Origin of the sequence: Bacillus sp. FSL R10-2201 (genome assembly GCF_038008665.1) — a bacterium.
GTDB lineage: Bacteria > Bacillota > Bacilli > Bacillales > Bacillaceae_G > Bacillus_A > Bacillus_A mycoides.
The window spans coordinates 2,523,887-2,548,523 of sequence record NZ_JBBOZP010000001.1 but is presented as its reverse complement, the minus strand read 5'-3'; the positions used below and the strand labels follow the sequence as shown (position 1 = coordinate 2,548,523).

Here is a 24,637-nt window from a genome sequence, read left to right as displayed (position 1 = left end):
AAACTCCCTCATTCATTTTAAAAATGCAAAGTGGTTGGTTTTTTCGAGGATTAACTGGTTGAAGACATTGTATCAACTATTAAATATGATGAAAAGAAATAATTGGTAATTAGAAAATGGCTGGTTTATTGGAGAGGGAGAGAATATATGCATAATAAAAAATGGGATTTTCGTATTGTATGTGCTCACGCTTTTACGATTCTTATATGGGGAACAGCTTTTCCAGGAATTCGGATGGGGCTTGAAGCTTACACCCCTGAACACCTTACTTTGCTACGATTATTAATCGCTTCTTTGATTCTTTTTCTGTTTTCACTTATATACAAGTTACGTTTACCTGATTTGAAAGATATTCCAGTAATTTTTATATTTGGTGCTCTTGGATTTACAATTTATCATATTGCACTGAACTACGGTGAAAAGAGTGTGAATGCTGGACCTGCTAGTTTAATTGTATCAGTAACACCTATATTAACGGCAATTCTTGCTTCTATTTTTTTGAATGAAAGAATGAAATTAAATGGTTGGATCGGTGGTGTAATTAGTTTTGTAGGAATTGCTTTTTTATCGTTAAGTCAAGGAGATTCCATTCAATTGAATAGTGGGGGATTACTAATATTATTGGCGGCAATTTCAGAAAGTCTATTTTTCGTTTTTCAAAGGCCATACTTAAAAAAGTACGGTTTCTTGCCATTTACAATATATACAATTTGGTCTGGCACTGTATTTATGCTTATTTTTTTGCCAGGGATTTATCAAGAAATCGTAACAGCTCCTATAGAAATTACTTTGAGTGTTATATATTTAGGTGTGTTCCCGACAGTACTGCCGTATATTGCATTAGCATATATTACATCCCATGCCAGTGCTTCTGAGGCAACAAGTTCTCTATATTTAACACCAGTAACTGCATGTATTATCGCTTGGATATGGTTAGGTGAGGTGCCAACCTTTGTTTCGATAATTGGAGGGGGAATTACTATACTTGGAGTTGTGATTGCTCATTTAACATTTAATAAAGATGATTATAAGCAAATTGAGAGTGAAAAGGTATGGTAAGACATCCCTACGAGTATTTGCAATTTGAATGCAAAATTTCGGATTAATAACAGGTTTTCAATTCTATAAATATAGTGAAAAAAATCTATATTAAAATCAGTTAGTCCAATATTTGTACGAGATTTAATTAAACTGGTAGATTATTTATCTGCAAAAGAACTAGCATAATGCTAGTTCTTTTTTATCAATACATTACTCACCATTAATATTTGCTTAGAACTGTATAGATTTAATTTTTTTCCACATATACATAATTATCTTACCTATGAAAGGAGTGCATTTCTTGGAGAAGGTTTTATTTTTTGGAGACCCAGGTATTGATGATTCGTTTGCAATTATGTATGGCTTACTGCATCCTGAAATTGAAATTGTTGGTATCGTAACTGGATATGGAAATGTTGAACATATACATGCCGCTCATAATGCCGCATATATTTTACAGTTAGCAAACAGACAAGATATTCCTGTAATTAGCGGTGCAACAGGCCCACTTACAAATGAAATTACAACGTATTACCCTGAAATCCATGGACCAGAAGGATTAGGACCCATCCATGTACCGGAAAGTGTGTTATCTATTCCTATATACAATTTTGGTAGTATTGCTGCGATTCTTGTAAAGTATGGAGAAGATTTAACAATTGTCGATGTAGGAAGATCTACCTCGTTAGCGATTGCTTTTAATTTATGGAACGAATTGATGTTAAATATAAAAGGAATTTATTTTATGGGTGGTGTCTTTTTAGAAGCAGGGAATGTTACTCCATTAGCAGAGGCAAACGTGTACGGAGATCCTATAGCAAGTCAAATTGTATTTCAGCAAGCGAAAAATATAACGTTATTCCCTTTAAATGTAACAAATAAAACGGTTTTAACCCCAAGTGTATTTACTTACATTTTAGTTAATACACAAAATCCATTTAAGTCGATTATGAAACCCATGTACGATTATTATTTATCAGCATACCAAAAACTCAATCCATCTATTGAAGGGCCATTATTACACGATGTACTTGCTATAAGCGGTTTAGTGAATCCTACATTTTTAAATTATACATCCCGAAAAGTGACTGTGGATATATGTGGCGAAACGAAGGGACAAACTTTTGCTGATTTTCGCCCACACTCTAAATCTGAAGGGGCGCGTATAGCGTTACAATTAGATGAGGAAAAATTTATTCAGGATTTTATGAAAATCATGTTATAAGTTGATGTCGAAAAAGGGAATCATTTCACTCCGTTGAATATAAAAGATAAATTCTCTTTTTAAAGGAGCTTAAAATAGTGAACGTTCAATTAAAAATTGTTACGAGAGAAAATTGGGAAGACGCATTAAAGTTACGAGTTAAAGAAAATCAAATCCATCTTGTTCCCGCAGTGGCAGTATCACTTGCTAAAGTATACATAAAACCAGATGGTGAAAATGTCGAATATATTCCATTCGCTATATATGATGGTGACCTTATAGTTGGTTTTATTATGCATGCTTTTGTACGAGAGTCAACAGATATGTATTGGATTAACGGATTTATCATTGATGAAAAAGAGCAAGGAAAAGGATATGGAAAAGCAGCATTACAGGAAATCATTAACTTAATAAAAAATAACTTTAAAGAGTGTGAGGAAATTAGATTAACTGTCCATAAAGATAATATTTCTGCAAAGAAACTATATGAATGTTATGATTTTAAACCATTAGGAAATGTATATGACGGTGAGGAAGTATATCGCTTATTGTTGTTGAAATAAAGATGTACTGTTTTGAAACAATAAGTTGTTCCGTTAAAGGGTCATATTGCGGAGAATTGGTTGTACTAATTCATATAAATTATCGCAAACTCAATTCACGCAATTATTTAAACATTTTATTATAAAACAGTATTTATATATACTTAAACTATCATTAATAAAAACATCAATGGAGGAACTAATATGAAAGAAAGCAATAAAAAAGAGTTGTCACTAGAGCAACGTGAAGAATTACTACAAACATTGAAAGATCGTTTTGAGAATAATATGAACCGTCATAAAGGTTTAGAATGGGCTAATGTTCAAGAAAGGCTGGATGCTAATACTGAAAAGTTGTGGTCGCTCAACGAAATGGAACGAACTGGTGGCGAACCTGATGTTGTTGATTTTGGTAAAGAAAAAGGCGAATATATTTTTTATGATTGTTCAGCAGAAAGTCCTAAAGGTCGTAGAAGTGTTTGTTACGATCTTGAAGCGCTAGAATCAAGAAAGAAACATAAACCAGAAAATAACGCTATTGATATGGCAACTGCCATGGGTATTGAACTATTAACGGAAGAAGAATATCGTACATTACATAATCTTGAAAATTTCGATATGAAGACGTCGAGTTGGGTGCAAACACCTTCTGATATTAGAGAACTTGGCGGTGCCCTTTTTTGCGATTATCGCTTTGGACATGTCTTTGTGTATCACAATGGAGCAGAATCCTACTATGCCGCAAGAGGTTTTCGTGGTTCGTTAAGAGTCTAAAATTTGTACAGGCAGGTAAATTTGAAGTAGAGAATAGATTTGCTTAGGGAATAGTAGTGATTGCATACTTTAGCTACGGCTTCGATTTTGAGGCTGCAAAGAATAGGGCTAATCAAACCTTATTGTAAAAGAATGAATCAACTAAAAATATTAAGAGTATGTTTTGATAATTTTCTTCATAAACATACTCTTTTTTAGAATCATTTATCAAAATTATTAGTTTTAATTAACGTATAAACGAGAACTTGTAAAAGGTACTCTTGCAATTATCAATGAAATTCACCCATATGAAACACCTATGATTTATATTATCCCGCTTTTAAATGAAAATTTTCGAGCAAGTATAAAGTGAATGAGTAGGAGGAATACAAAATGAAAAGTAAATTCCATCATATTGTACGAGCTATCATGATAAAAGATGAAAAATTACTAGTTGCTGAATACATAGGCCATCACTATTTTTTACCCGGTGGTCATGTTGAAATTGGGGAATCAGCAGAGAATGCACTAATAAGAGAGTTACGAGAAGAACTTGGAGTAACTTACAGTATAAAACAATTTTTAGGCGTCATAGAAAATCAATGGCAAGCCAAAGAAACCCTCCACCATGAAATTAACCACATTTTTGAAATAGATTCAAATGAGTTAAAATCCGATTTCACTCCAATATCTAAAGAGTCCCATTTAGCATTTCACTGGATTGATTTTAATAAAGAAAATATAAATTCCTATACAATAATGCCGACACCTTCAGTAAAAGAATTACTAGAAAAAAAATTAAGTGATGAACTATTAACTTGCTGGATTAGTAATTTTTAATTGTCTCTATTTATATTAATTCCGTCCACTAAAAGAATATAAAGAAAATAGGCTCATAAACAAGGTACATCACCTAGTGTAAAGTCATATTTTGTTGATGTACGCATTTAGTCTATAGCCTTATTTCTACTTTATTTTTAAAAGTAAATAAACTCGAAAATTTGGACGGAATTTACATTTGTAAATGGAGGGTTTCATAATGAATGAGTTTCAACAAGAACTACAAGCGTTAAACCTTAATGCTTATCAACCTGGTAATGTTGTGTATTGGGATCAGCAACAAAATCAATATCCATATTACTACATTCAAGACGACGCACGTCGTTGTGGCGGATGCGGTGGCGGCGGACGTTGTGGCGGTTGTGGTGGTCGCTGTGGTGGTTGTGGCGGCGGACGTTGTGGCGGTTGCGTAGGTTGTGTAGGCTGTGTTGGTTGTTTCAGCTGTTCTAATTGCTGGAACTGGTGGTTTATTTAAGTATTATAGATCTATAATATTTCACATGAAAGAAAAGTGCAGATGCAAAGTTATAATGTATTGAAACTTTTCTTTCATGCTGTTATTTTTATATGTTTTAGGGGGATATTTATTTGTACAAATATGAAAAATTAATTTCATGGGTAGAAAGCATTAAAGAGACCAATCAAAGTTCTGCGGCAGCACTTTGTATTATTAAAGATAATAAGATTGTACTAGAGCATTATAGTGGAACGCATTCAAATACTCCTACTAGTAAAAAAGTAACTATATCTTCACAATTCAATGTCGCTTCCGCAAGAAAAAGCTATTTAGGATTAATGGTAGCTTATGCAGTTTATGAGGGGAAAATAAAATCTCTTGATGACGAGGCTGTAAATTATTTTAAAGAATATGATCCTTCATTACTTGGAAAGACAACGATAAGACATTTAGTAACTCATTCACACGGTTTAAATGAAACCGATGATGGGACAGCTTTTCGTGAATTTGAGCCGGGACAAGCTTGGGCGTACAGAGATATTAATGTAAGAATGGTGACGCAGCTTATTTATCAACTGTATAATAAGAGTTTTCCTGAACTATTAAAGGAGCGTGTATTCACACCTGCTGATTTCAAAAAAACTGGATGGAGAATAAAACAAGATGATAATTTAGTTAAGGTTGTTGTAAACCCAGATGAAGATGCAATAAGTAGTGTTGGTGCAGTAGATGACGGCTCCGAGAAAAATCTCTTTGTCTCTGCGAGAGAATTTGCATTTTGGGGTAACCTTCATTTAAATAAAGGGTTTTTAAATGGTAAACAAATTGTGCCAAAAGAAGTTATAGCACTTGCTACGAGCTTACAAAGTCCAGAGTATACAAATAAAGAACTACCTCAAAACGGGTTGTTTTGGTTCGTTCAAAATGAACCTGCTTTATTTAGCGAACTTGGTGAGCGAGTTCCTAAAGGTTCCTATCAAATATTAGGAATTACAGGACCAACGATATTAGTCATTCCAGAATATAATGTCGTCGTTGCTAAAATGTACAATAAAAGATACAACTATGGTGGGGATAATTATTTATATTATTTACGTGAATTTAGCAATTTAGTCGCTGATACATTTAGTAGCAGTAAAAATACTATGGTTAGGGTATAACTACTCCTATAATAAAAAGGAGTGAACTTTAATGAAAAATGAAGTGAATAAAAATAAAAAGCAAAATATAAAGGATGTAAACACAGAACAAAACGCGATTTATAGCGATCCGAAAGATGCAGCTAATATGCAAACTGTACCGCAGCCGAAAGACTTTGAGGAAATTGAATATTAATTTTCTCTCCGACTTATTTATGAAAGAAAAATACGTCTTAAGTCTCATCACTTTCAGCAAATTATTTGATAACATATATACATAAGCATTCGAAAATGTCTTATCTTAACAAAGCTTTCTTTAAATGCTGTATATAACCTACAAAAAGGCACTTCTTGATGAAGTGTCTTTTTGTGTAAGCTAACTCAATTTCCATTTTCCGTACAGTATCTTGCAATTTATCATGGATATACTAACTGTGAAAATTCATGTCATGATAAAAGAAGGGGACAGTTAGCATGAAACAAACATCTATAAATCCATTGCTAATTGTTCTAGGTACAATCATTGTTCAAATTGGCCTAGGAACAATTTACACATGGAGTTTATTTAATCAACCCCTTGTAAGTAAGTTTGGATGGAACCTCAATTCAGTCGCGATCACGTTCTCAATTACGAGTTTTTCTTTATCATTCTCAACTCTATTTGCAGGAAAGCTACAACAAAAATTTGGACTTCGTAAACTTATCGCTACTGCAGGAATTGTTTTAGGACTCGGTTTAATACTTAGTTCACAAGTTTCCTCATTACCATTACTTTATTTATTAGCCGGTGTTGTCGTTGGATACGCTGATGGAACAGCATATATTACATCACTATCTAATTTAATTAAATGGTTTCCAAACCGTAAAGGACTTATTTCTGGTATATCTGTTTCGGCATATGGAATGGGAAGCTTAATCTTTAGATATGTAAACGGAAATCTTATCAACAGTCTTGGAGTATCACAAGCATTTTTATATTGGGGTATTATCGTCTTACTATTAGTGTTGATAGGATCATTCTTCTTACGTGAAGCAATTGTAAGTAACACTGCAACTGAAACATTACACAATGATTATACGCCGCGTGAAATGATGAAAACGAAACAAGTATATCTCTTATTTTTCATGTTATTCACATCATGTATGGGCGGACTGTATTTAATCGGTATGGTAAAAGACATCGGGGTGCAGCTCGTTGGTCTTAGTGCAGCGACGGCCGCTAATGCCGTCGCAATGATTGCAATCTTTAATACAATAGGTAGAATTATTCTTGGAACGTTATCAGATAAAGTAGGCCGATTAAAAATCGTCTCGGCTACATTTATTATTATTGGATTATCCGTCTTCACTTTAAGTTTTATTCCACTAAATTACGGAATTTATTTTGCTTGTGTAGCAAGTGTTGCCTTTTGCTTTGGTGGTAACATCACTATCTTCCCAGCAATTGTGGGAGACTTCTTCGGATTAAAAAATCATAGTACAAACTACGGGATTGTTTACCAAGGTTTCGGATTTGGTGCACTTGCAGGATCATTCATTGGAGCACTACTTGGCGGATTTCAGCCAACCTTCATTACAATCGGTGTTCTATGTGTTATATCTTTCGTTATCTCTATAGTAATCCGCCCTCCAAATGCAGAAAAGAAGAAGGAAATCAAATCGTTAAATCGAAAAATAGCTTAATGCTAAGAAAGAGTCCTTATACTAGGGCTCTTTTGCTTTACAAAAAAATGTATAAACAATGAATGACATTCAAAAAATCTAATTTTTTCCCTGTACTTATTTCATAATCTAACATTAAAGAAGATAGGAAATTCCGATTATTAAATTGAATAAATAATGTAAAGGGGCGTGATAGTTAAAATGCAAATAGTAAAGCAATGGGTACAAGAAGATAGTGATTACATAAGAGAAAAAGTAATTGAATATAACCAAAAACAACTTTCAAATGAAGAAAAAACACCTTCAGAAAAGATTAGTTTTATAGTGAAGAATGAAAAAGAAGAAATAGTAGGAGGGATAACGGCAATCACATTTTGGCACCATGTATATGTTGACTTCCTATGGGTTTCTGAAGAATACAGGCATGAAGGTTATGGAAGCAATTTAATGAATCTTATTGAAGAATTTGCAATAAAAAAAGAATGTAGGCTAATCAAATTAGATACTTTTAGTTTCCAAGCCCCTAATTTTTATAAGAAGCATGGATATAAAGTGATAGGGGTAAGTGAAGATTATCCTAAAGGGCATAATCATTACTATTTAGAAAAAAGGTTATAAATGAATCATTAAAGAGTGTATTATGATTAATCTTTTTCAAAATATGCTCTTTTCTTTTGTGTGTCTATGAACACGATATCGTTTCGTATTAGTTATTTACTCAAATTACTTTTTATGAATCAAAACAATTTAATGATAGAATAAAATAAAGACAGAAAATTTTCACCATTCAAGGGGGTTACATATGAAAAAAGTAAATGTTACATACGCACTTCTATATGATGAAACTCATGAAAAGCTATTAATGGTTAAAAACAAAGGGGAAAATGGTTCTTATTACACTTTACCAGGTGGAGCAGTTAAATTCGGGGAAACGTTAGAAGAGGCAGCAATTCGTGAAGTGAAAGAAGAAACAGGGCTAGACATATCCGTAAAAGGGGTTTGTTCCATTAGTGAAGCCTTTTTTGAGGAGAGAGGACATCATGCAATCTTCTTTAATTTTTTAGGAGAAATAACCGGAGGGGAAATCTGTATATCACGGCCAAAAGAGATTGAGGAGATTACCTGGATGGAATTAGATTCAGCAGAACCTTATTTACGTATACCAGAACACTTAAAAAGCCTTTTACAAAAGAAAGAAACAGTTCCTTATATTTTTAATGGAACTATTATTCATCAATCTTCATAAAGATAGTATTTCATTTAAGGCGGGGGAAAAATGGAGTTTATCGTTAATCACAAACAATTTACACAAGCTCTTTCAGAAGTAAGTAAAGCTATCTCAACAAAAACTTTAATTCCTATATTATCCGGAATAAAGATAACAGCAGATCAATCTGGAATTACTTTAATCGCAAGTAATTCGAATATTTTCATTGAAAAATTTATACCTATTTCAATTGAAGACGAACAAATTACAACTATTTTAAAAGCAGGAAGTATTGTTGTACCAGCAAAGTATTTCATTGAAATTATTAAGAAAATGCCAAGTGAGATTTTAATAAAAAGTATGAATGAGCAGTTGATTACAATTCAATCAGATGAAATTACTTTAAACTTAAATGGACTCTCGGCAAATGAATTTCCTAATGTACCATTTTTAGACTCACATACAGAAATACAAGTAGAAACGGAACAGCTGATTGAGGTATTCAAACAAACTGTCTTTGCAACTGCTAAAAATGAATCTAGACCAGTTCTTACTGGCGTACATTTCGTTATTGATCATAACAAATTAATTTGTGCTGCTACTGATTCGCACAGACTGGCTTTACGTGAAATACCCATTTCTTCACATGCGAAATTAAATTGCATTGTACCAAGTTCCACTATTAGTGAACTACTAAAATTAATGAGCAGTAATTCAAATTTAGTATACATATATCTTTCAGAGAGTCACATTATTTTTAAATTCGGTACAATTACGTTGTATTCAAGGCTTATTGAAGGGAAATATCCTAATATATTCGGCCTAATTCCAAATGAATCCCAAACGATTATTAATATAGATAGAAAAAAGATTTTACAAGGTGTAGATCGGTCAAGTTTATTGGCTAGTGAATGGGCAAACAACAACGTTAACTTAGAAATCATCGACGAATGCACAATACAAATTTCTTCCAACGCTTCTCAAATTGGTAAAATATCCGAGACACAACAAATAGATGCGATTCACGGTGAAAAGCAATTAAATATATCTTTCGACGGACGATATATGGTCGATACTTTAAAAGCAATAAAAGAAGATAGAGTTACTTTAAGTTTTGGCGGTTCCATGAGACCGATATTAATTGAAGCAGGTGAACAATCTGCAGCAGTATATTTAATATCGCCTGTTAGAACTTATTGAGAACAAAGGAAGGAATTAAATTATGTACAAGCACACTTTATGTTTTATAAAAAGAAATGAAGAAATACTTATGCTAAATAGAGAATATGATCCTGTAAAAGGATTATGGAATGGTGTAGGAGGGAAGATAGAAAAAGGAGAAACACCGTTAGAAAATGCAATTCGTGAAATAAAAGAAGAAACAAATATAGATGTTGAACAAAATCAAATTCAATTTAAAGGCATTATTAAATGGGAGGATCCCTCATATTCTGGTGGCATGTATGTCTATTTAGTAAAGCTACTTAATGAATTTACATATCACACTCCAAAAAAAGTCTCAGAAGGAATTCTAGATTGGAAAGAGGTATCTTGGATTCTAAGTGACTATAATTACGGCGTAGGAGAGATGATACCTAAATTTTTAACTGAAGTACTTTATAATGAATTAATATTAGAGCACTCTTGCGTTTTATCAAATCATAAATTAGTAGAGTATAAGAATAAAGAATTAGCTAAGCAGACCAGCCCATTAGATTCAATACATAAATTAGTGTAAGCAGTAACAGAAAATAGCTAATGTAGTCGAAGTGAAACTAAAGATAAAATTTAACGTGAGGGAGAGTATTTTAAATAGCAGGAAAGCAAATATAGTAAAGTAGTAATTAGGGGAGATTAGTATGTAATAGAAGGAGGAGCTCATGAAAAAAGGAAATCAATTATTTTGGATATATATAACTAGTATTACTATTATAATACCTTTAATTATTTACTTAGCATTGGCAGCCTCTAGCGAAAAAGATACTCTTACTCAAGTGAAAAAAGCTCCCAATATCCCATCGGCTATTCAAGATTCAAACGATATGGAAGACCCTACAGGATATTGGACAACAGAAAAGATGAAAAATGCAATTCCAGTAGATAAAACAAAGAATTTTAATAGATGAGTCATAAATGAATAAAAAGCGAACCATCAATATTAAATTGGTTCGCTTTTTATTATACTTACACTTCTCGCCACCAAGCAGCCGTAGGATAATCTTTAGATTGTAACGTAATAGCTTCACCGATTTGTGGCGTTGCAATATTAACCCCTAAACGATTTGCTTCTTTCGTAACACGTTCAATTGGATCACTCCATTCATGTAATGCTAACGTAAAAGCACCCCAATGAATAGGAACAAGCAATTCTCCTTTAACGTCAATATGAGCTTGTACTGTTTCTTCTGGCAACATATGAATAGCAGACCATCTCGTATCGTACTGCCCGCATTCCATTAAAGTAAGATCGAATGGACCATATTTCTCACCAATTTCCTTAAAGTGAGGCGCATAACCGCTATCACCGCTAAAGAAGACTTTAGTTTCTTGACCAAGAATAAGCCATGAACACCATAAAGAACGATCTTTATCTGTCATACTTCGTCCAGAGAAATGCCTTGCAGGAGCGCAAACTAACTTAATATTATCAAACGTAATTTCATCCCACCAATTATGTTCACTAATTTTATTAGGTGAAACACCCCATTTAATAAGATAACGCGCAACTCCAATCGGGACATAAAAATGCTTCGCATAATCTTTTAACCGCATAATACTTTTGTAATTTAAATGATCATAGTGATTATGAGAAATGATAATCGCATCAATTTCTTGAAGTTCATCATGTTCTAAAGAAAAAGCACCACTATACCGCTTACTATTAAACACAGGAAATGGGGAAGAGGCATCTCCAAACATAGGGTCTAATAACAATTTTTTACCTTCTATTTTCAAAAGAGAAGCAGAGTGCCCAAACCATGTCACACTCTCTAAAGATTCATTATTTTTATTCGATAAAACAATAGGTAAATTCTTTACAGGACGTAGCTTTGTTTTCATTTTAAAGTAATCAGTCATTAAACCGATAATATCTTTCGGATTAAAACTTACATCAGTCGGAATTTGATTCATATATTTCTTTTTCATTAGTTCTCCTTTTTACGTTTAACAATATACGTATGTTGTTATTGTAGCTAATTGTAGTTTAAACGAAATCATTTTACCTTTCAGCTTAAATGCAGTACATTTCATAAATTCTTCAAATTTATTATTTATATATAAAAAATAGAATTCATTTAGCAGCAGCTAAAACTAATATTATGTATTTGTGAATTGTTTTGTTTAAGTACATTCTTTCTTATAAACAACAAAGACCGCATGTTTCTTTATATGTTATAGAAGCAGATAGGTAACTAATTATCCACAGGAAGGAGAATCTATAAATGCTAGAAGAAAGAAAAAAGAAGTCTAAATGCAAACTATTAAATAGCAATAACTAAATATAGAATTCTAGATAACCTTAGTATAGGTATCAACATAGCTATACTAAGGTTTTTTATTTGAAATCATTAAAGGATACTAATTTTTATTTATAGAACATAGTAAATACATAGGTTTTACAATTAAATTACTAAAAAAGAAGGTATTTTAAAATGCTTGCTAATTATACTCCGGAGAAAATACTTAAAACAACTTATGAGACAAAAATGATTTCATAAGTTGACAATTATCCAACTTTAAAAATAAGCGGAACAAACCTTCAATATTTACTTGTAATGCTCCATCTGGGCATAGAATCAAATACTATAAAAACGAAGCTAAATTGGACTAACGAGGAATTCGAAAAACAAATGCACGCATTAGAACTAGGAGGTTTATTGAATGAGACAGAAGGGAGTTACTATCCAACATGTATGGTTATAACAGCTAATGAAGGAGAAAAACTGTATAACCTATGTGAGCCTCTAATTAAAACTGCACTTAACATAATTGAAAAGCATTCTAATCAAATTGATGCTATGTCTAAAAGAATCGAGACATTTAATCATTTACCTAAAGAATCGTATAGTCTTTTACTATATAGTGGTGTGTTATTAGATTTTGGACAAATAATTAACATTGAGGAAAACTATTTAGAAACAGAACGGCCTTTGAGAAACAATAAAAGATATTATTATGCGATTATAGAACAAGAACAAACAGACAAAGAGTCCTTTGGAATGTATGGTAATACGTATTTGGATTTAGGGGAATATCAAATTGGTCTTTATGGAAACACTCGATATACAACTTTGAATTTAATAACTGCGAATAAAGAAACGTTTGAAGAATATTTTCACGATGCTATTACTGATATTAATTATACAAAAAACAATTAGTTAAAAATTTTGTAGCAGTAGATAGACAAGTAGACTTAAATTCAAATGTATTATACGAAAAATTAGGCTTATATAAAAATTCACAACCTGTTATCCCAGTGTTTACAGCCGTAGATTTATCTATACTTAACGAAATCGCGAACACAATCAGTAAAGATTTGATCTTATTATGTAAAGAAAATGAGAAACCTTTAAAAGAATACTTTGCAAGCAGCAGATACGCAAAAGAAATAACTTACGAAGAATTTTTTATTTGGTGGTATCACTTTTTCTATACAAAAATAACTGAAGAATTAATAAAACAAGGCATAATTAGTATCAGCACTCAAGAAAATCAAACATATATAATCTATTAAATACCTAATTTTATAAATATAAGCAGCGTATTATAACTCCACATATGTAGCAGAAGGATATGTGAAAAATCATTTGTAAAATAGATATTCATCTAAAATCAAACATGAAGAAAATACGATATAAATAGGGGAGATGCACCTTGCAAAAGAAATTTATCAACCCGGAAACTATGCCAGCAACTTTTGGATACTCACATATTGTTGAGGTTAGTAACGCTACACGGACAATTTACATATCAGGACAAGTAGCGATTAATGTTGATGGTCATATAGTTGGGCATGGAGATTTAGGTACGCAAACGCGCCAAGTATTTGAAAATATTAAAGTAGCATTAGAAGCTTCAGAATTAAATTTTAATGATGTAGTAAAATTAACATTTTTCTTAACAGATATTTCTCAAATGGCCATTGTTAGAGGTGTTCGAGATCAATACATTGATACTAAGAATCCACCAGCAAGTTCAGCTGTAGAAGTTAGAAAGTTAATTAACGATAACTTATTAATTGAAATCGAAGCAATTGCTGTAGCAAACTAATTTTAAAAACTTATTCTTAATCATATCAACGCAATTCGTTCACTTTAAACGAATTGCGTTTTTTATTAACTAAAATATAAATTATACACGGAAACATTCTTATCAATAACACAACATAAATAACTTAAAAAACAAATAACCACACAATCTACAACACATTATGAACCAAATTAAAAAGGGGAGGCTAACAACCATAACTAATATATAATAGGTTTATTACTTTTTACTAGTTAACATAATATATATTATACGAAGTTATATAGAGTAAGTGTTTATCTGTATCAAAAACCAAGTAAACTATACTTAATGAGACGAAACGGGGGTTTTTAATGAGATTCATATAAAATCTTATCTAAATGAATTTCTACAGTTTTTATCGTTTATTTTGCTATAAATTAATCACAGCAAATCTTAATCGATTAATTATCGTTTAACGAATCAAAAATAATTTTGATTAGCACGGAATTTTTTTTATGCGAAATAAATTTTTCTATACAAATGATAAATTTCATTTTATGTTTTGCTTTATAGATTTATTGCTAATTACATATGTTTTATTATTTTATATTTTTGTTGTTATTTCTTTTATTTACGCTTGACTTTCATTGTATTCTTCATTCTAGTTAACATAACGTTTATTTTTAACGTAAAAAAATCCTCCTCACCTTCAGGAAGATTTCTTTTGCTAGCTAGTAATCCATTTATCTATTTTTAGTAACAATCCCAATTGTAAATAACATTGGAAAAATCTAGATTTAATAAATCGTCTTTCTTTATAAAGAAATTAGCAACACCAGAATCTCCCCACATAATATTTAATGAATCATCTGTATCGATTTGCAGCAATAATATATCATGTTGCTGGTATTTTTCTTCCCATTCCCTTGGATCTGTCTGTGTGAAAAATGGATAACCACCAAATTTATGCCCTTGATCTTTACATAAATCATCATACAGTTCGCCTAATTCTGTATTATTTTCTTCATCAACAATTTCTTCCCAATCAATTTCCTCACTAAACATCTTTTCAAATCGATAATCCCTTGATGTTACGGGCTGATAACCCAATTCAAACTTTAATTTCGCTGCTTCAGGTATGATAAAGTCCTCTAATTCTGAAGTGTTTAAATAACTAAAATCAATAATAACCTTATTTAAATCTTCTATAATTGTAGAATGATAAATAATTCGAAAGTCTTTTTGGATTGTTGGATGATCAAAATCTGCTCCGTAAAGCTCATCTTCAGCACTTACGAAAAACTGTAGCATACCCTTTTGAGGCATATATTCAACATGCGGCATTTCTTCAAAGTTTAGCTGCGCAAGTAACATCATAGGTTGTCCATTTGAATCTTTAGGATGCTCTTGATCTATAGGTAAATACGGATAACCACCAAATTTACTCTCAAAAAGCGTTGTCTCTGCTAATGTTCCAGACACTTTAATATAAGGTTTCACACTTTCTTCTAAAATACTACGATACTGCTCTAGTTCTTTCGGAATTTGAAGTTGATACGTATTCTTCATTACATTTGCCTCCCCTTAATAATGAATTGAAAATGCCCTACTTAATTAAATAGCAACAGATAACTTCATTGAAAATCGTTAAATATCCGTTTTAACCCTCATTTTTTGCGCACTTGGCGGACAAAGTAAATTATGTTCTGAGACCTTTTTATTAATAGTTGTAATTAACATAGCTGCTTCTACATTATCCGTTAGTTCTTTTAAATTTTCTTTTAGATGATCTATTTCCTTTGAAAGTTCAATCCACCTAGGCAAAACATGATTATTTTTCAAAGTTCTATAAAGTTGCTTGTCAGGATTATACGAAAGATCTTTATCAAGATTAAGAGGTTTCCCTTTCCCAGGTAAATCATTAAACGCTCCTGTCTTTTCTGCCTGTTTAACGATAGAGCTAATATGATCCTCATACGTGAACGACCAAACTTTTTCATCTTTAACTAAAATTTCTTGTTTTTTAAGTTTTTTATCTAGCTCATCTTGATTCATAGATTCTCTCTCCTTTTTATTTTATAGTGTGATTTTTGTATGTTTTAATGCTTTCAACCCATCAAATAACTTTTCTCGCCACCAAACACCGTCATGACCGCCTTGAAACTCTTCATAAGTAATTTGGTATCCTTTTTCTTTTAAAGCTTTATACAGGCGTCTATTATCCGTTAAAAGAGGTTTGTTTTCAAGTTCTCCTGCTGCTATGTAAAAATGAGGTTGACTCGTATTAGAATCTATAGATGAAATTTGATTTTCAATCCAAGGAATTTGATTTTCATAACCATCCTTTTTCCAATGCACGGATCCAGACATTGACAACACGTTTCCGAAAACATGTGGATTTTGAAGCGCTGCATAAAAAGCTGCTAAGCCACCAAGACTGAAACCAGCAATTGTTGTATGATTCTTTTCTTGATATACGTGATACCTAGCTTGAATCCATGGAAGTAGTTCCTCCGTTAAAAATGTATTCATTTTATCGTTATAAGTTAGCTCTTCTAGTCGATCAACGGGTTCTATTGCAACAGCAATACAAGATGGGATTTCTTTTTCGTATATTAAATAATTGAGTGTTCTTGCGATTGAAAGGTTATTAATGAATGAATTCCCATCAAACACAATGAGAAGTTCTTGAAGATGTGAAGTGTGAGAATAGTCATGAGGCGTATAAATATAAATTTTACGTGTGTCATTTAAAATCGTACTATGAAAAGAATATGTTTCAATTTTTCCAGATGGATAATGATCTGAAGGAAAACGACTGCTATACTGTACTTCCATTCCTATGTTTAACACAGACGCTTTATTGGCATCTTCTCCAAATGTATTTTTATTAAATCGATCTAGTTGGTACTTTTCACTGCGCTTTATCCAATCATTTTCGAAAAAATCGTTTACTGAAAAATAGTACGTTGAAATAAAACTCTCATCCGTCCTAAACGTTACATACCAAATATCTGTCTGTAACAACCGTTGTAGTTGATTTACAGACAGATCCCAACCAGGAAAACTACCGAATACATAAACGTTTTCAGTTTTTTGATCCCCTAACCATATATACGTTATAAACTTATACTGATTTTCTACAGGACATTGTTCTATTAGTGGCGTATTATTTGACTTTATTTCATGCAAAAAAGTATAAATTGCTTTCTCGTTTCCTTTTTTTAATTGATTATTAAGCTCCTCTAACTTAGGACTAATTATTGAAGTCACCCATCTGCCTCCTTTGTATTTCTTTCTTTTCACTAGATTGCTTTTATAAAATTTTAGAAGGTTTATCAATTGCCTGAATAGAAAGTTCCAACGCTTTTATTCTTCTTTCTAAAAGTGTTCTTTGAGGACTACCAGCCTTAGACTTATCATAGGCTCTCTCAATTGATGGAAGCAAACCAGCAAGGATATTACGAGCTTCTGCTAACTCTTCTTGGCTATACCGATGACTTTCTTGATTCCACACGTTCTCTAACACTGCTAGCCCTATACAAACGGCTTTAAGCCTTTTTTTCACTAAGGTAGTATTTGCTCCCTTTTGAGTCATCTGTGAAAAAGCATTTTCAAGTTTACGAATTGTCGATTGTAAAGATTTTATTGATTCCAATTTATCTATATTTGACACGTTTTCCATGTTACTATTGTTCCTCCTGGCTTAACTTATTTAATACTGGATATAATAAGTACTTGATTTCACTCGAAATATTTTATCATAAATAACTAACTATATTCGAATTGGATAATGGATTAAAGGAAAACGGTATCTAAACGCCTCTCCCTCCTTTACATCATTCTATATGTACTTCTTTCTTCGTATTAGAATCCCTATATAAACAAGGTATTAAAATTGTATTTTTTATGAACAAAAAAACGCACAAGCAGCATAACTTGTACGTTTTTATTTTTATTCAGTAAGATAATACAGTAATAGTTTCCGGGCCTTCTCATAATTCATGAAATCTCTATACAAAATGGGATACTTCACAATTTCTGTTTCTATAAAACGATATTGCGGAAACCATTCAAAAAACGATTTCTTTAGCCACTTTATTTGATCAAACACAATCTCCTTTTCGTTGTTATTAAGTATGTAACTTAAAGTACCTGCTGTATGCATCCAATAATAATTTAAATCAGCGCTTATGCAATCATCTTCTGTAAACATATTATTAAAATCTTTTCGTATTTTTCGAAGGTCACAATTCGGAAACGGTTTAAGCAGCGGACTATGCATTTTCTGCAATTCATTAAAAATAACCTTTTTACCTAATAGCAACTTTCCACCCCTTTATTTCTCTATCCAATTTAATAATTTTTCATAATGATATTGAGCATCTGTATAGCCGAGATTATATAGGTTAACAAGTTTCTCTTTATTTCTTTCTATTCCGCTTATAGGAAGCTGTGCGCTTGGCTGAATTACATAAAAATTATCTTTTTGTTCGTTGTGATTCATATAAGATACAGTTTCATTATAAAAACGATAATGTTCTACTAAATGCTCTGCGATTTTTGGATATCTTCTATATAAAATTTTAGCTAGTCCAGAAAATTTATTACGCTGCTTCTCGTATCCTTCTGGCTTTGTCATTATAACAACGTTTTTTAAATAACCATCATTTTGCGCTTTAAAAACTGGAATAGGATCTATAATCCCTCCATCTAACAATTTTCGATTATCATATTCTACAGCAGGTGCTATAAACGGCACAGAGCTTGATGCACGAATAATTTTTAAAATATCATTTCCATGTTCTGTTTTATTATAATAAACTGCCTGTCCTGATTCACAATCAGTCGTTCCGATTACAAACTGTTCATTTGAATTTAGGAATGTTTGAAAATCAAACGGTACAATTTTGTTTGGTACTTCATCAAATAAAAAATCCATTCCAAATAATTCACGTTTTTGAATTAAGTTTCGATAAGATATATACCTGTGATCTGCTACTAGCTCTGTATTCACTTTTTTATTTCTTCCTTTTTGACGTGACAAATATGTTGCTCCCATACACGCTCCGGCGGATACACCGACTACATACGGAAAGAATAAGTCCCTTTCCATAAAATATTCGAGTACTCCTGCAGTATATAATCCTTTCATTCCGCCGCCTTCTAATACTAAACCGATATTTTTCATGCTATATCCCTCTACTTCTGTTTTCTTAATTATATGTTAGCACAAGATTTTAGGATGAGGTTATATAAATTGGTTGCAATAATAACAAAAAACTATTGAAGCAATGTCATAATCTATTAGCCATTCGCATGGTACAATATAAGAAACTCATTCCACATATTATAAAGGAGGAATTTCATATGGGTTTATTTAGTGGTATTTTAGGAAATGCATCAAGTGCGAGTACAGAAAGCGTTGAACGTGATTTAGAAAAGATTATGCTAGACGATGAGAAAGTTGAGCATGCTTATAAATTAATTCGTGATTTAATCGTATTTACAAATCGTCGTCTTATTTTAGTAGATAAACAAGGAATATCAGGTAAAAAAACAGAGTATCATTCTATTCCTTATAAAAGCATTACACAATTTAGCATTGAAACAGCTGGGCATTTTGATTTAGATGCAGAGCTTAAAATTTGGGTATCTAGTATGGATGATCCAATTACGAAAGAATTTAAAGGTGACGATAGTATTTTAAGCATTCAAAAAGCGTTAGTAACATATACGACGAAATAACGCCTTTCCGCATATTTATTCATTATAGAAATTACTAACCCGAGTATTTTGGAAGAATATGCGTTGTTTTTGTATATTTAATCTAAAATAACATAAAAAGGTAAAGCGTATTTCAAATGCTTTACCTTTCTTTTTTGTAATAAATAAGTGTAGTTTTATCATTTAATTTCTTTATTACTTCTGTTCTTTTATACCCCATTTTTTCGTATAGAAAACAATTTCTTTCTTCTTCTAAAATCGTAGCAAGTTCAAAACTCCGTGCTTCTGGAAACATCTCTTCAATTAAAATAAGTACCTTCTTAGCGATTCCTTTCCCTTGATAGATTGGATGAATAAACATTGGACTGATCCAAAATTTATAAGGTCTTTCTTTTTGGGATATACATATCGCTCCAACAAGGTTCGAATCTATTATCATCTTATAAAAGTTGTTGCTCGGATTATTTATTCTTAAAATAGTTTTTTCAATAGATTCATTTGCTGGATTTGTTTCATAGTCTTTATATTTATTTAATAAAGGACTAAATGAGTCTATTTGCATTTGAAATAAAACTGCTGCATCAATTTCTGTCGCCTTCTCTAATGTTACCAATTTAAACGCTCTCTTAAAGAAGTAATATGAGCTGTATGATGACGACCGTGCCATGCATATAGTCCAATTGCAGCAGCAAGTTTTGTTTCTCCTGATTCAGGATGATTAAATGTCTTTTCTAAATCTGCCGGTTCTAAAGAATATAATAAGTTAATCCATCTTTTATGTAATGAATCTAGCATTACAAGTGAAACATCTACTGGTAATTTCGAGTCAGGTAGCTCTGCCCATTTTTCTTCTTTGTACGGTTTAATAGTTGGATTCTTTTCTGTCAGTGCTAATTTAAAGCGTATGTAGCTATTCATATGACTATCAACAACATGATGAACAACTTGGCGAACAGTCCATCCACCGACGCGATACGGTGTATCTAACTGCTTCTGATCTAAATCTTTTATCGCTCTTGCTAGTTCATTAGGTAAATCCTCTATTTCTTGAATCCATTTATCAATTATTTCTTCTGTAATAGTTCCTACGTAAGTAAATTGACCTATTGGATAACGTAAATCCTTCATGTACATGTCCCTCCCTATTATTTTTAACCCTTAGTGGTCCTCCAAATATAATGTACGAAATTTACGTTTTCCCCGTTTAAATCTACAGTAGTTGTCTCCGCTTCCTTTTCACGAGAAAATCCGTTCTTTTCTAATACAATTTGTGAAGCTATGTTATTTGTTGTTGTCATAGCATGTATTTCATTAATTTCATAGACTCTTGCTTGAGCCAAAATCAATTTTACAGATGATGCTGCAACTCCTTTTTTAGTAAACTTCTCTCCAACTCGGTAGCCTAACGACCCAATTCGTTTTTCCTTATCTACATCAACTAAATTGATACGTCCTACAATTTCTTTTTCTGTATTACGTATGAGATGAAAATAAGAAATCCCCTCAGTTTGTTCTTTTAATAGTTCGGCAAGTTGCTTTTGAAAGTATTCATACACGTAATAATTAGAGCCACGACTTGGTACCATTGTTTCAAAAAATGATTTGTTCGTGAGTTCAAAATTAAATAAATCTTCAGCGTCTTGATTCTTTAATTGTTCTATGTATATTTCCATCCCGTTTACCCCTTCTTGATTTACTAACTGTTATACATTCTTTTTTAAACGATAATTTTCCTGCTATTTCTTTCGTCTGAGTAATACAGTAAGTAATACTCTAGGATGAAAAAGATGAAATGGACTACGAATTAAGTTCATAACTCTGACTAACCGAATATAAATATCAGAATCACTTGCAGAAAGTTGATATATTTGTTTCGTATACCATTGCTGAAATTTTTGTTTCGTAGTTAATTCTTTCTGTAACTTAGGATGACGTGCTATCTCCGTTGTGGTCATTTCCCAAGGTGTTTTGATAATCATAGCAGTCTTCCTATAAAACTCTCGAGTTAATGTTTTATCAAGCCTTTTTCTCCCTTGAAGAATTAGTTGCAATTGGTGAGCTTCCATAGCTGCAACTGAAACACCTTGTCCGAAAACTGGATCAAAACGACAATGCGCATCTCCAACTACTAACAATCCTTCAGGCAAATTATTAACTAGATCAAATCGCCTGCGTACTTGATATGGAATTTTGTACGTTTTTATATCGGTAATCGCCTCAGATTTGTTTAGAAACTCTATAACATTAGTGATTGATAGGTTTTCAGTAAAATCATAAAATTCATCATCTGTTTGCGGTGCTTTTTCATTCGCATATCCACTAAAAGTAACAAAATAACGATCATCTTCAATCGTTTGAATTAGAACACCATAAGGATTCTCAGGAAAACTTGGAGACATAAGCATATTACAGCAGTCTAATTTCTCTTTTTCTTTGAGCCTAAACATTCTAGTTGCGTAAAACAAATCAATTCTTACTTTCTCTTCTTGTACTTCGAAATTGTATTCTTGTAACCAATCTATACTTTTCGAACCAAATCCACTTGCATCAACAACAAGATCTGCATGAAATTCTTCTTTCATTCCTGTTTTCAAACATTTAGCTGTTATTCCATAGACTTTATTAAGTTTGTTATCTACTAGTAATCCTTCAACCAACATTTCATACTTCGAAGTAACATTTGAAACTTGTTCAATTCGTTTTTGAATATGCGATTCTAACAGAAGACGACTTTGTTGAATCATATTTATTTCGCCTTTGAAAGGCTGCTTCCATAGGCCGAACTGATGCCATTTTAAATCGCGAGTAAAGTTATTTACGATGCTACCTGCTTCAATTAATTCATTAGTAATGTTAGGAAACAACTCCTCAAGTGCTTCTTCGCCGCCTTTTAATAACACATGCGGATGATTACTTTGCGGAACTCTTTTTCGCGGACCATTTCCATCCCATTCTTCACCAGCTTCTACAATGATTACTTCTTCAAACGTATTTGATAAAGCCTTTGCGGCGAGTTTTCCTGCGATACTTCCACCAATAACAATAGCCTTAGTAAACATTTTTTCCCCCTTAATGAAAAGAGATCCTGTCGTGTATGAATGGAACAGGATCTTAACTAATAATTCCTTGATAATTATATTTAAAACACCTGTGTGAATTGCAACATTAAAATTAAAATACCTAATCCCCATACGTAATACGCGAATACTTTTAAAGAATGACGTTTTAAATATTGAATCATCCATGAAACTGCTATGTAACCAAAGAACGCTGCTGATAATGTTCCGACAATTAGTGATGTACTAGAAATAGATTCAGCTTTCCCTTGAAAAACATCTGCAAATTGCAAGATGATAGCTCCGACAATAGCTGGTGTTGATAATAAAAAGGAAAAGTACGCCGCTGTTTCGCGGTCTAACTTTCTCCATAATGCAGCGACAATTGTCATTCCAGAACGGGAAATTGCTGGAAATATAGCTACTGCTTGAAATGAACCAATTATGAATGCATCTTTATATGTAATATCATTCATTTTTTTACGACCGTTCTTTTGTTTATCGGCCATATAAAGAAATAAACCCGTCACTAAAAACTCCCAACCTATTGTTATACCTGTTTTTGAAATATCTTCAAAAAAGTCTTTAAATAATAAGCCGATTACAACCGCAGGTATCGTCCCGACAATAAGTAATAGCATAAGCTTTGAAAATGGATTTTTTATTAAATAAATAAATTCTTTTCTATAATAAATAAACACCGCAAGTAACGTCCCTATATGCAGCATCGTATCTAAAAACAAACCTGCCTCATCTAACTGAAAAATATGTCGCCCTAAATATAGGTGACCTGTACTGCTTATAGGTAAAAACTCTGTCAGCCCTTGAATAATTCCTAAAATAAAAGCTTCTAGCCAATTCATGATGATCTCCTTTCTCATTTGCTTGTACCAATATATGATGCTTTAATTTTTGTTATGAAAGAAAATATATTTCTCTTGGGGATTTACTTTAACCTTTATTTAGAAGTTATGGATTGCGATAAAGATGGATATATATGTAAAAAAAGGAGGGTTTACATGGAGAAACACACAAAATTAGGCAACATATTACTTTGGATTGGACCAATTCTTGTGTTCTTAGGCTTATGTATGACAAATGTAATTACAGACATACCTTTCTTCGAAGGAAAGCATAAAACTTTTGGAATTATTATGTTATTTATAGGGGTACTTTGTTTAATTGCCGCTCATTACTTTAAAATACGAAAAAATTCTGCCGATTAAATAATCTATTCCCTTATAAGGAGGAACAAATGCGAGGAAAATCATTACGGACAAAAATTACAAAGCTATATAAATAAAAACAATCCTAGTGTATGTACTAGGATTGTTTCATTTCGCTAATGTTGTTTATTTATAAAACACTTTATCAACGTTATATTTCGCTTTGTACTTATTAATGATGTATGTTTCGTAAATTTCTCTTTCAGTTGGATCTTCTACGATACATGCATCGATACGGTATACTTCATCACGATTATTTTTGATTGGTGAAACATTATCTTCAAAATGCTTTTTAATACGTTGTCTAATTTTACGAGCTTTACCTACGAAAAGAAGTTCGTCATTAATATTGTAAAACATAAAAATGCCGCCTTTATCTCTAGGGAACAAGTGGAAATCGATAAAACCGTTAATTGGAGTAATTAATGGCTCGTCTCCTTTAATAACTTGGTTACGTTCAGTAATTGAAACATCAGCTTCAGGAATATTAATTTTAATCAAGTTCATTCACGTCCTCTTTTATTATAAAGATAAATAATAGCATAAGTATGTAA

Annotated in this window: 30 protein-coding genes and 1 pseudogene; 18 read left to right on the top strand and 13 right to left on the bottom strand. The window is 32.1% G+C overall.

What is annotated here, in order from left to right:
- Positions 1 to 147: 147 nt before the first annotated feature.
- The 14 genes from NSQ69_RS13080 to NSQ69_RS13015 all read left to right on the top strand — a co-directional run bounded on the left by NSQ69_RS13080 (position 148) and on the right by NSQ69_RS13015 (position 10,971).
- Positions 148 to 1,059 (top strand): DMT family transporter, encoded by a 912-nt coding sequence (locus NSQ69_RS13080; protein WP_078203292.1) that lies wholly within the window; start codon positions 148 to 150, stop codon positions 1,057 to 1,059.
- A gap of 283 nt (positions 1,060 to 1,342) precedes the next feature.
- Positions 1,343 to 2,266: a nucleoside hydrolase gene (locus NSQ69_RS13075; RefSeq protein ID WP_002127616.1), complete on the top strand. Its 924-nt coding sequence runs from the start codon at positions 1,343 to 1,345 to the stop codon at positions 2,264 to 2,266.
- Between the two features lie 77 nt (positions 2,267 to 2,343).
- Positions 2,344 to 2,808 carry a GNAT family N-acetyltransferase gene (locus NSQ69_RS13070; protein ID WP_002168287.1) on the top strand — a complete coding sequence of 155 codons (465 nt, stop codon included), beginning with the start codon at positions 2,344 to 2,346 and terminating at the stop codon, positions 2,806 to 2,808.
- 183 nt (positions 2,809 to 2,991) lie between these two features.
- Positions 2,992 to 3,561 carry a DUF4256 domain-containing protein gene (locus NSQ69_RS13065; RefSeq protein ID WP_000665071.1) on the top strand — a complete coding sequence of 190 codons (570 nt, stop codon included), beginning with the start codon at positions 2,992 to 2,994 and terminating at the stop codon, positions 3,559 to 3,561.
- A 372-nt stretch (positions 3,562 to 3,933) separates the two neighbouring features.
- Positions 3,934 to 4,380, top strand: coding sequence for an NUDIX domain-containing protein (locus NSQ69_RS13060; protein ID WP_000836819.1), 447 nt, complete (start codon positions 3,934 to 3,936; stop codon positions 4,378 to 4,380).
- Between the two features lie 199 nt (positions 4,381 to 4,579).
- A complete protein-coding gene (locus tag NSQ69_RS13055) occupies positions 4,580 to 4,855 on the top strand; it encodes a heterocycloanthracin/sonorensin family bacteriocin (protein ID WP_001001869.1) in 276 nt (91 codons plus the stop codon).
- Positions 4,856 to 4,968: 113 nt separating this feature from the next.
- Positions 4,969 to 5,997 carry a serine hydrolase domain-containing protein gene (locus NSQ69_RS13050; RefSeq protein WP_002127614.1) on the top strand — a complete coding sequence of 343 codons (1,029 nt, stop codon included), beginning with the start codon at positions 4,969 to 4,971 and terminating at the stop codon, positions 5,995 to 5,997.
- A gap of 31 nt (positions 5,998 to 6,028) precedes the next feature.
- On the top strand, positions 6,029 to 6,172 hold the full coding sequence (locus NSQ69_RS13045) for a hypothetical protein (RefSeq protein ID WP_002013225.1): 144 nt from the start codon (positions 6,029 to 6,031) through the stop codon (positions 6,170 to 6,172).
- Positions 6,173 to 6,450: 278 nt separating this feature from the next.
- Positions 6,451 to 7,659: an L-lactate MFS transporter gene (locus NSQ69_RS13040; protein WP_215561143.1), complete on the top strand. Its 1,209-nt coding sequence runs from the start codon at positions 6,451 to 6,453 to the stop codon at positions 7,657 to 7,659.
- 180 nt (positions 7,660 to 7,839) lie between these two features.
- On the top strand, positions 7,840 to 8,256 hold the full coding sequence (locus tag NSQ69_RS13035) for a GNAT family N-acetyltransferase (RefSeq protein ID WP_002085307.1): 417 nt from the start codon (positions 7,840 to 7,842) through the stop codon (positions 8,254 to 8,256).
- A gap of 184 nt (positions 8,257 to 8,440) precedes the next feature.
- A complete protein-coding gene (locus NSQ69_RS13030) occupies positions 8,441 to 8,884 on the top strand; it encodes an NUDIX hydrolase (RefSeq protein WP_002085308.1) in 444 nt (147 codons plus the stop codon).
- 30 nt (positions 8,885 to 8,914) lie between these two features.
- A complete protein-coding gene (gene dnaN, locus NSQ69_RS13025; protein WP_341099345.1) occupies positions 8,915 to 10,045 on the top strand; it encodes a DNA polymerase III subunit beta in 1,131 nt (376 codons plus the stop codon).
- 22 nt (positions 10,046 to 10,067) lie between these two features.
- Positions 10,068 to 10,583 carry an NUDIX hydrolase gene (locus NSQ69_RS13020; RefSeq protein WP_016127061.1) on the top strand — a complete coding sequence of 172 codons (516 nt, stop codon included), beginning with the start codon at positions 10,068 to 10,070 and terminating at the stop codon, positions 10,581 to 10,583.
- A 142-nt stretch (positions 10,584 to 10,725) separates the two neighbouring features.
- The gene (locus NSQ69_RS13015; protein ID WP_002127608.1) at positions 10,726 to 10,971 is read left to right on the top strand and encodes a hypothetical protein; all 246 of its coding nucleotides are present in this window, start codon (positions 10,726 to 10,728) and stop codon (positions 10,969 to 10,971) included.
- 58 nt (positions 10,972 to 11,029) lie between these two features.
- Here the strand turns inward: NSQ69_RS13015 and NSQ69_RS13010 are convergent, their stop codons facing one another.
- The gene (locus tag NSQ69_RS13010) at positions 11,030 to 11,992 is read right to left on the bottom strand and encodes an MBL fold metallo-hydrolase (protein WP_002127606.1); all 963 of its coding nucleotides are present in this window, start codon (positions 11,990 to 11,992) and stop codon (positions 11,030 to 11,032) included.
- Between the two features lie 629 nt (positions 11,993 to 12,621).
- On the opposite strand from NSQ69_RS13010, the pseudogene NSQ69_RS13005 reads away from it, so the two are divergent.
- A pseudogene (locus tag NSQ69_RS13005) lies at positions 12,622 to 13,580 on the top strand (hypothetical protein).
- A 140-nt stretch (positions 13,581 to 13,720) separates the two neighbouring features.
- Entirely contained in the window at positions 13,721 to 14,116 is a 396-nt protein-coding gene (locus NSQ69_RS13000) for a RidA family protein (protein ID WP_002127604.1), read from the top strand.
- A gap of 711 nt (positions 14,117 to 14,827) precedes the next feature.
- Here the strand turns inward: NSQ69_RS13000 and NSQ69_RS12995 are convergent.
- The 6 genes from NSQ69_RS12995 to NSQ69_RS12970 form a co-directional block, all read right to left on the bottom strand.
- Positions 14,828 to 15,643: a YwqG family protein gene (locus NSQ69_RS12995; RefSeq protein ID WP_215566734.1), complete on the bottom strand. Its 816-nt coding sequence runs from the start codon at positions 15,641 to 15,643 to the stop codon at positions 14,828 to 14,830.
- Between the two features lie 78 nt (positions 15,644 to 15,721).
- Positions 15,722 to 16,129, bottom strand: coding sequence for a DnaJ family domain-containing protein (locus NSQ69_RS12990; protein ID WP_002136558.1), 408 nt, complete (start codon positions 16,127 to 16,129; stop codon positions 15,722 to 15,724).
- A 21-nt stretch (positions 16,130 to 16,150) separates the two neighbouring features.
- The gene (locus tag NSQ69_RS12985; protein ID WP_341099339.1) at positions 16,151 to 17,347 is read right to left on the bottom strand and encodes an alpha/beta hydrolase; all 1,197 of its coding nucleotides are present in this window, start codon (positions 17,345 to 17,347) and stop codon (positions 16,151 to 16,153) included.
- Between the two features lie 43 nt (positions 17,348 to 17,390).
- Complete coding sequence (locus NSQ69_RS12980) at positions 17,391 to 17,759, bottom strand: hypothetical protein (protein WP_341099337.1); 369 nt, start codon at positions 17,757 to 17,759, stop codon at positions 17,391 to 17,393.
- A gap of 270 nt (positions 17,760 to 18,029) precedes the next feature.
- On the bottom strand, positions 18,030 to 18,401 hold the full coding sequence (locus tag NSQ69_RS12975) for a YxiJ-like family protein (protein WP_002127599.1): 372 nt from the start codon (positions 18,399 to 18,401) through the stop codon (positions 18,030 to 18,032).
- A 12-nt stretch (positions 18,402 to 18,413) separates the two neighbouring features.
- Complete coding sequence (locus NSQ69_RS12970) at positions 18,414 to 19,265, bottom strand: patatin-like phospholipase family protein (RefSeq protein WP_002013252.1); 852 nt, start codon at positions 19,263 to 19,265, stop codon at positions 18,414 to 18,416.
- Between the two features lie 179 nt (positions 19,266 to 19,444).
- On the opposite strand from NSQ69_RS12970, the gene NSQ69_RS12965 reads away from it, so the two are divergent.
- A complete protein-coding gene (locus NSQ69_RS12965; protein ID WP_002065713.1) occupies positions 19,445 to 19,822 on the top strand; it encodes a PH domain-containing protein in 378 nt (125 codons plus the stop codon).
- Between the two features lie 121 nt (positions 19,823 to 19,943).
- Here the strand turns inward: NSQ69_RS12965 and NSQ69_RS12960 are convergent, their stop codons facing one another.
- The 5 genes from NSQ69_RS12960 to NSQ69_RS12940 all read right to left on the bottom strand — a co-directional run bounded on the left by NSQ69_RS12960 (position 19,944) and on the right by NSQ69_RS12940 (position 23,720).
- Positions 19,944 to 20,468, bottom strand: coding sequence for a GNAT family N-acetyltransferase (locus tag NSQ69_RS12960; protein WP_002085328.1), 525 nt, complete (start codon positions 20,466 to 20,468; stop codon positions 19,944 to 19,946).
- Positions 20,408 to 20,929, bottom strand: a complete 522-nt coding sequence (locus NSQ69_RS12955; RefSeq protein ID WP_002013255.1) for a YfiT family bacillithiol transferase — start codon at positions 20,927 to 20,929, stop codon at positions 20,408 to 20,410. The genes NSQ69_RS12960 and NSQ69_RS12955 overlap by 61 nt, the downstream gene beginning before the upstream one ends.
- Before the next feature lie 23 nt (positions 20,930 to 20,952).
- On the bottom strand, positions 20,953 to 21,474 hold the full coding sequence (locus tag NSQ69_RS12950; protein ID WP_016120273.1) for a GNAT family N-acetyltransferase: 522 nt from the start codon (positions 21,472 to 21,474) through the stop codon (positions 20,953 to 20,955).
- A gap of 63 nt (positions 21,475 to 21,537) precedes the next feature.
- Positions 21,538 to 22,860: an FAD-dependent oxidoreductase gene (locus tag NSQ69_RS12945; protein WP_341099335.1), complete on the bottom strand. Its 1,323-nt coding sequence runs from the start codon at positions 22,858 to 22,860 to the stop codon at positions 21,538 to 21,540.
- An 80-nt stretch (positions 22,861 to 22,940) separates the two neighbouring features.
- On the bottom strand, positions 22,941 to 23,720 hold the full coding sequence (locus NSQ69_RS12940; RefSeq protein WP_002013258.1) for an undecaprenyl-diphosphate phosphatase: 780 nt from the start codon (positions 23,718 to 23,720) through the stop codon (positions 22,941 to 22,943).
- 156 nt (positions 23,721 to 23,876) lie between these two features.
- Between NSQ69_RS12940 and NSQ69_RS12935 the strand changes: the two genes are divergently transcribed.
- Positions 23,877 to 24,083 carry a hypothetical protein gene (locus tag NSQ69_RS12935; protein ID WP_002127593.1) on the top strand — a complete coding sequence of 69 codons (207 nt, stop codon included), beginning with the start codon at positions 23,877 to 23,879 and terminating at the stop codon, positions 24,081 to 24,083.
- 126 nt (positions 24,084 to 24,209) lie between these two features.
- Here the strand turns inward: NSQ69_RS12935 and NSQ69_RS12930 are convergent, their stop codons facing one another.
- A complete protein-coding gene (locus NSQ69_RS12930) occupies positions 24,210 to 24,590 on the bottom strand; it encodes a nucleotide excision repair endonuclease (protein WP_002013261.1) in 381 nt (126 codons plus the stop codon).
- Between the last annotated feature and the right edge of the window lie 47 nt (positions 24,591 to 24,637).

Bases quoted from the DNA above. Each gene is read 5' to 3' on its own strand.
- NSQ69_RS13080 (WP_078203292.1), top strand. From the start codon at position 148: ATGCATAATAAAAAATGGGATTTTCGTATTGTATGTGCTCACGCTTTT.
- NSQ69_RS13065 (WP_000665071.1), top strand. From the start codon at position 2,992: ATGAAAGAAAGCAATAAAAAAGAGTTGTCACTAGAGCAACGTGAAGAA.
- NSQ69_RS13060 (WP_000836819.1), top strand. From the start codon at position 3,934: ATGAAAAGTAAATTCCATCATATTGTACGAGCTATCATGATAAAAGAT.
- NSQ69_RS13055 (WP_001001869.1), top strand. From the start codon at position 4,580: ATGAATGAGTTTCAACAAGAACTACAAGCGTTAAACCTTAATGCTTAT.
- NSQ69_RS13045 (WP_002013225.1), top strand. From the start codon at position 6,029: ATGAAAAATGAAGTGAATAAAAATAAAAAGCAAAATATAAAGGATGTA.
- NSQ69_RS13040 (WP_215561143.1), top strand. From the start codon at position 6,451: ATGAAACAAACATCTATAAATCCATTGCTAATTGTTCTAGGTACAATC.
- NSQ69_RS13035 (WP_002085307.1), top strand. From the start codon at position 7,840: ATGCAAATAGTAAAGCAATGGGTACAAGAAGATAGTGATTACATAAGA.
- NSQ69_RS13030 (WP_002085308.1), top strand. From the start codon at position 8,441: ATGAAAAAAGTAAATGTTACATACGCACTTCTATATGATGAAACTCAT.
- dnaN (WP_341099345.1), top strand. From the start codon at position 8,915: ATGGAGTTTATCGTTAATCACAAACAATTTACACAAGCTCTTTCAGAA.
- NSQ69_RS13020 (WP_016127061.1), top strand. From the start codon at position 10,068: ATGTACAAGCACACTTTATGTTTTATAAAAAGAAATGAAGAAATACTT.
- NSQ69_RS13015 (WP_002127608.1), top strand. From the start codon at position 10,726: ATGAAAAAAGGAAATCAATTATTTTGGATATATATAACTAGTATTACT.
- NSQ69_RS13010 (WP_002127606.1), bottom strand. From the start codon at position 11,992: ATGAAAAAGAAATATATGAATCAAATTCCGACTGATGTAAGTTTTAAT.
- NSQ69_RS12995 (WP_215566734.1), bottom strand. From the start codon at position 15,643: ATGAAGAATACGTATCAACTTCAAATTCCGAAAGAACTAGAGCAGTAT.
- NSQ69_RS12990 (WP_002136558.1), bottom strand. From the start codon at position 16,129: ATGAATCAAGATGAGCTAGATAAAAAACTTAAAAAACAAGAAATTTTA.
- NSQ69_RS12980 (WP_341099337.1), bottom strand. From the start codon at position 17,759: ATGGAAAACGTGTCAAATATAGATAAATTGGAATCAATAAAATCTTTA.
- NSQ69_RS12970 (WP_002013252.1), bottom strand. From the start codon at position 19,265: ATGAAAAATATCGGTTTAGTATTAGAAGGCGGCGGAATGAAAGGATTA.
- NSQ69_RS12965 (WP_002065713.1), top strand. From the start codon at position 19,445: ATGGGTTTATTTAGTGGTATTTTAGGAAATGCATCAAGTGCGAGTACA.
- NSQ69_RS12960 (WP_002085328.1), bottom strand. From the start codon at position 20,468: ATGGCACGGTCGTCATCATACAGCTCATATTACTTCTTTAAGAGAGCG.
- NSQ69_RS12955 (WP_002013255.1), bottom strand. From the start codon at position 20,929: ATGAAGGATTTACGTTATCCAATAGGTCAATTTACTTACGTAGGAACT.
- NSQ69_RS12950 (WP_016120273.1), bottom strand. From the start codon at position 21,474: ATGGAAATATACATAGAACAATTAAAGAATCAAGACGCTGAAGATTTA.
- NSQ69_RS12945 (WP_341099335.1), bottom strand. From the start codon at position 22,860: ATGTTTACTAAGGCTATTGTTATTGGTGGAAGTATCGCAGGAAAACTC.
- NSQ69_RS12940 (WP_002013258.1), bottom strand. From the start codon at position 23,720: ATGAATTGGCTAGAAGCTTTTATTTTAGGAATTATTCAAGGGCTGACA.
- NSQ69_RS12935 (WP_002127593.1), top strand. From the start codon at position 23,877: ATGGAGAAACACACAAAATTAGGCAACATATTACTTTGGATTGGACCA.
- NSQ69_RS12930 (WP_002013261.1), bottom strand. From the start codon at position 24,590: ATGAACTTGATTAAAATTAATATTCCTGAAGCTGATGTTTCAATTACT.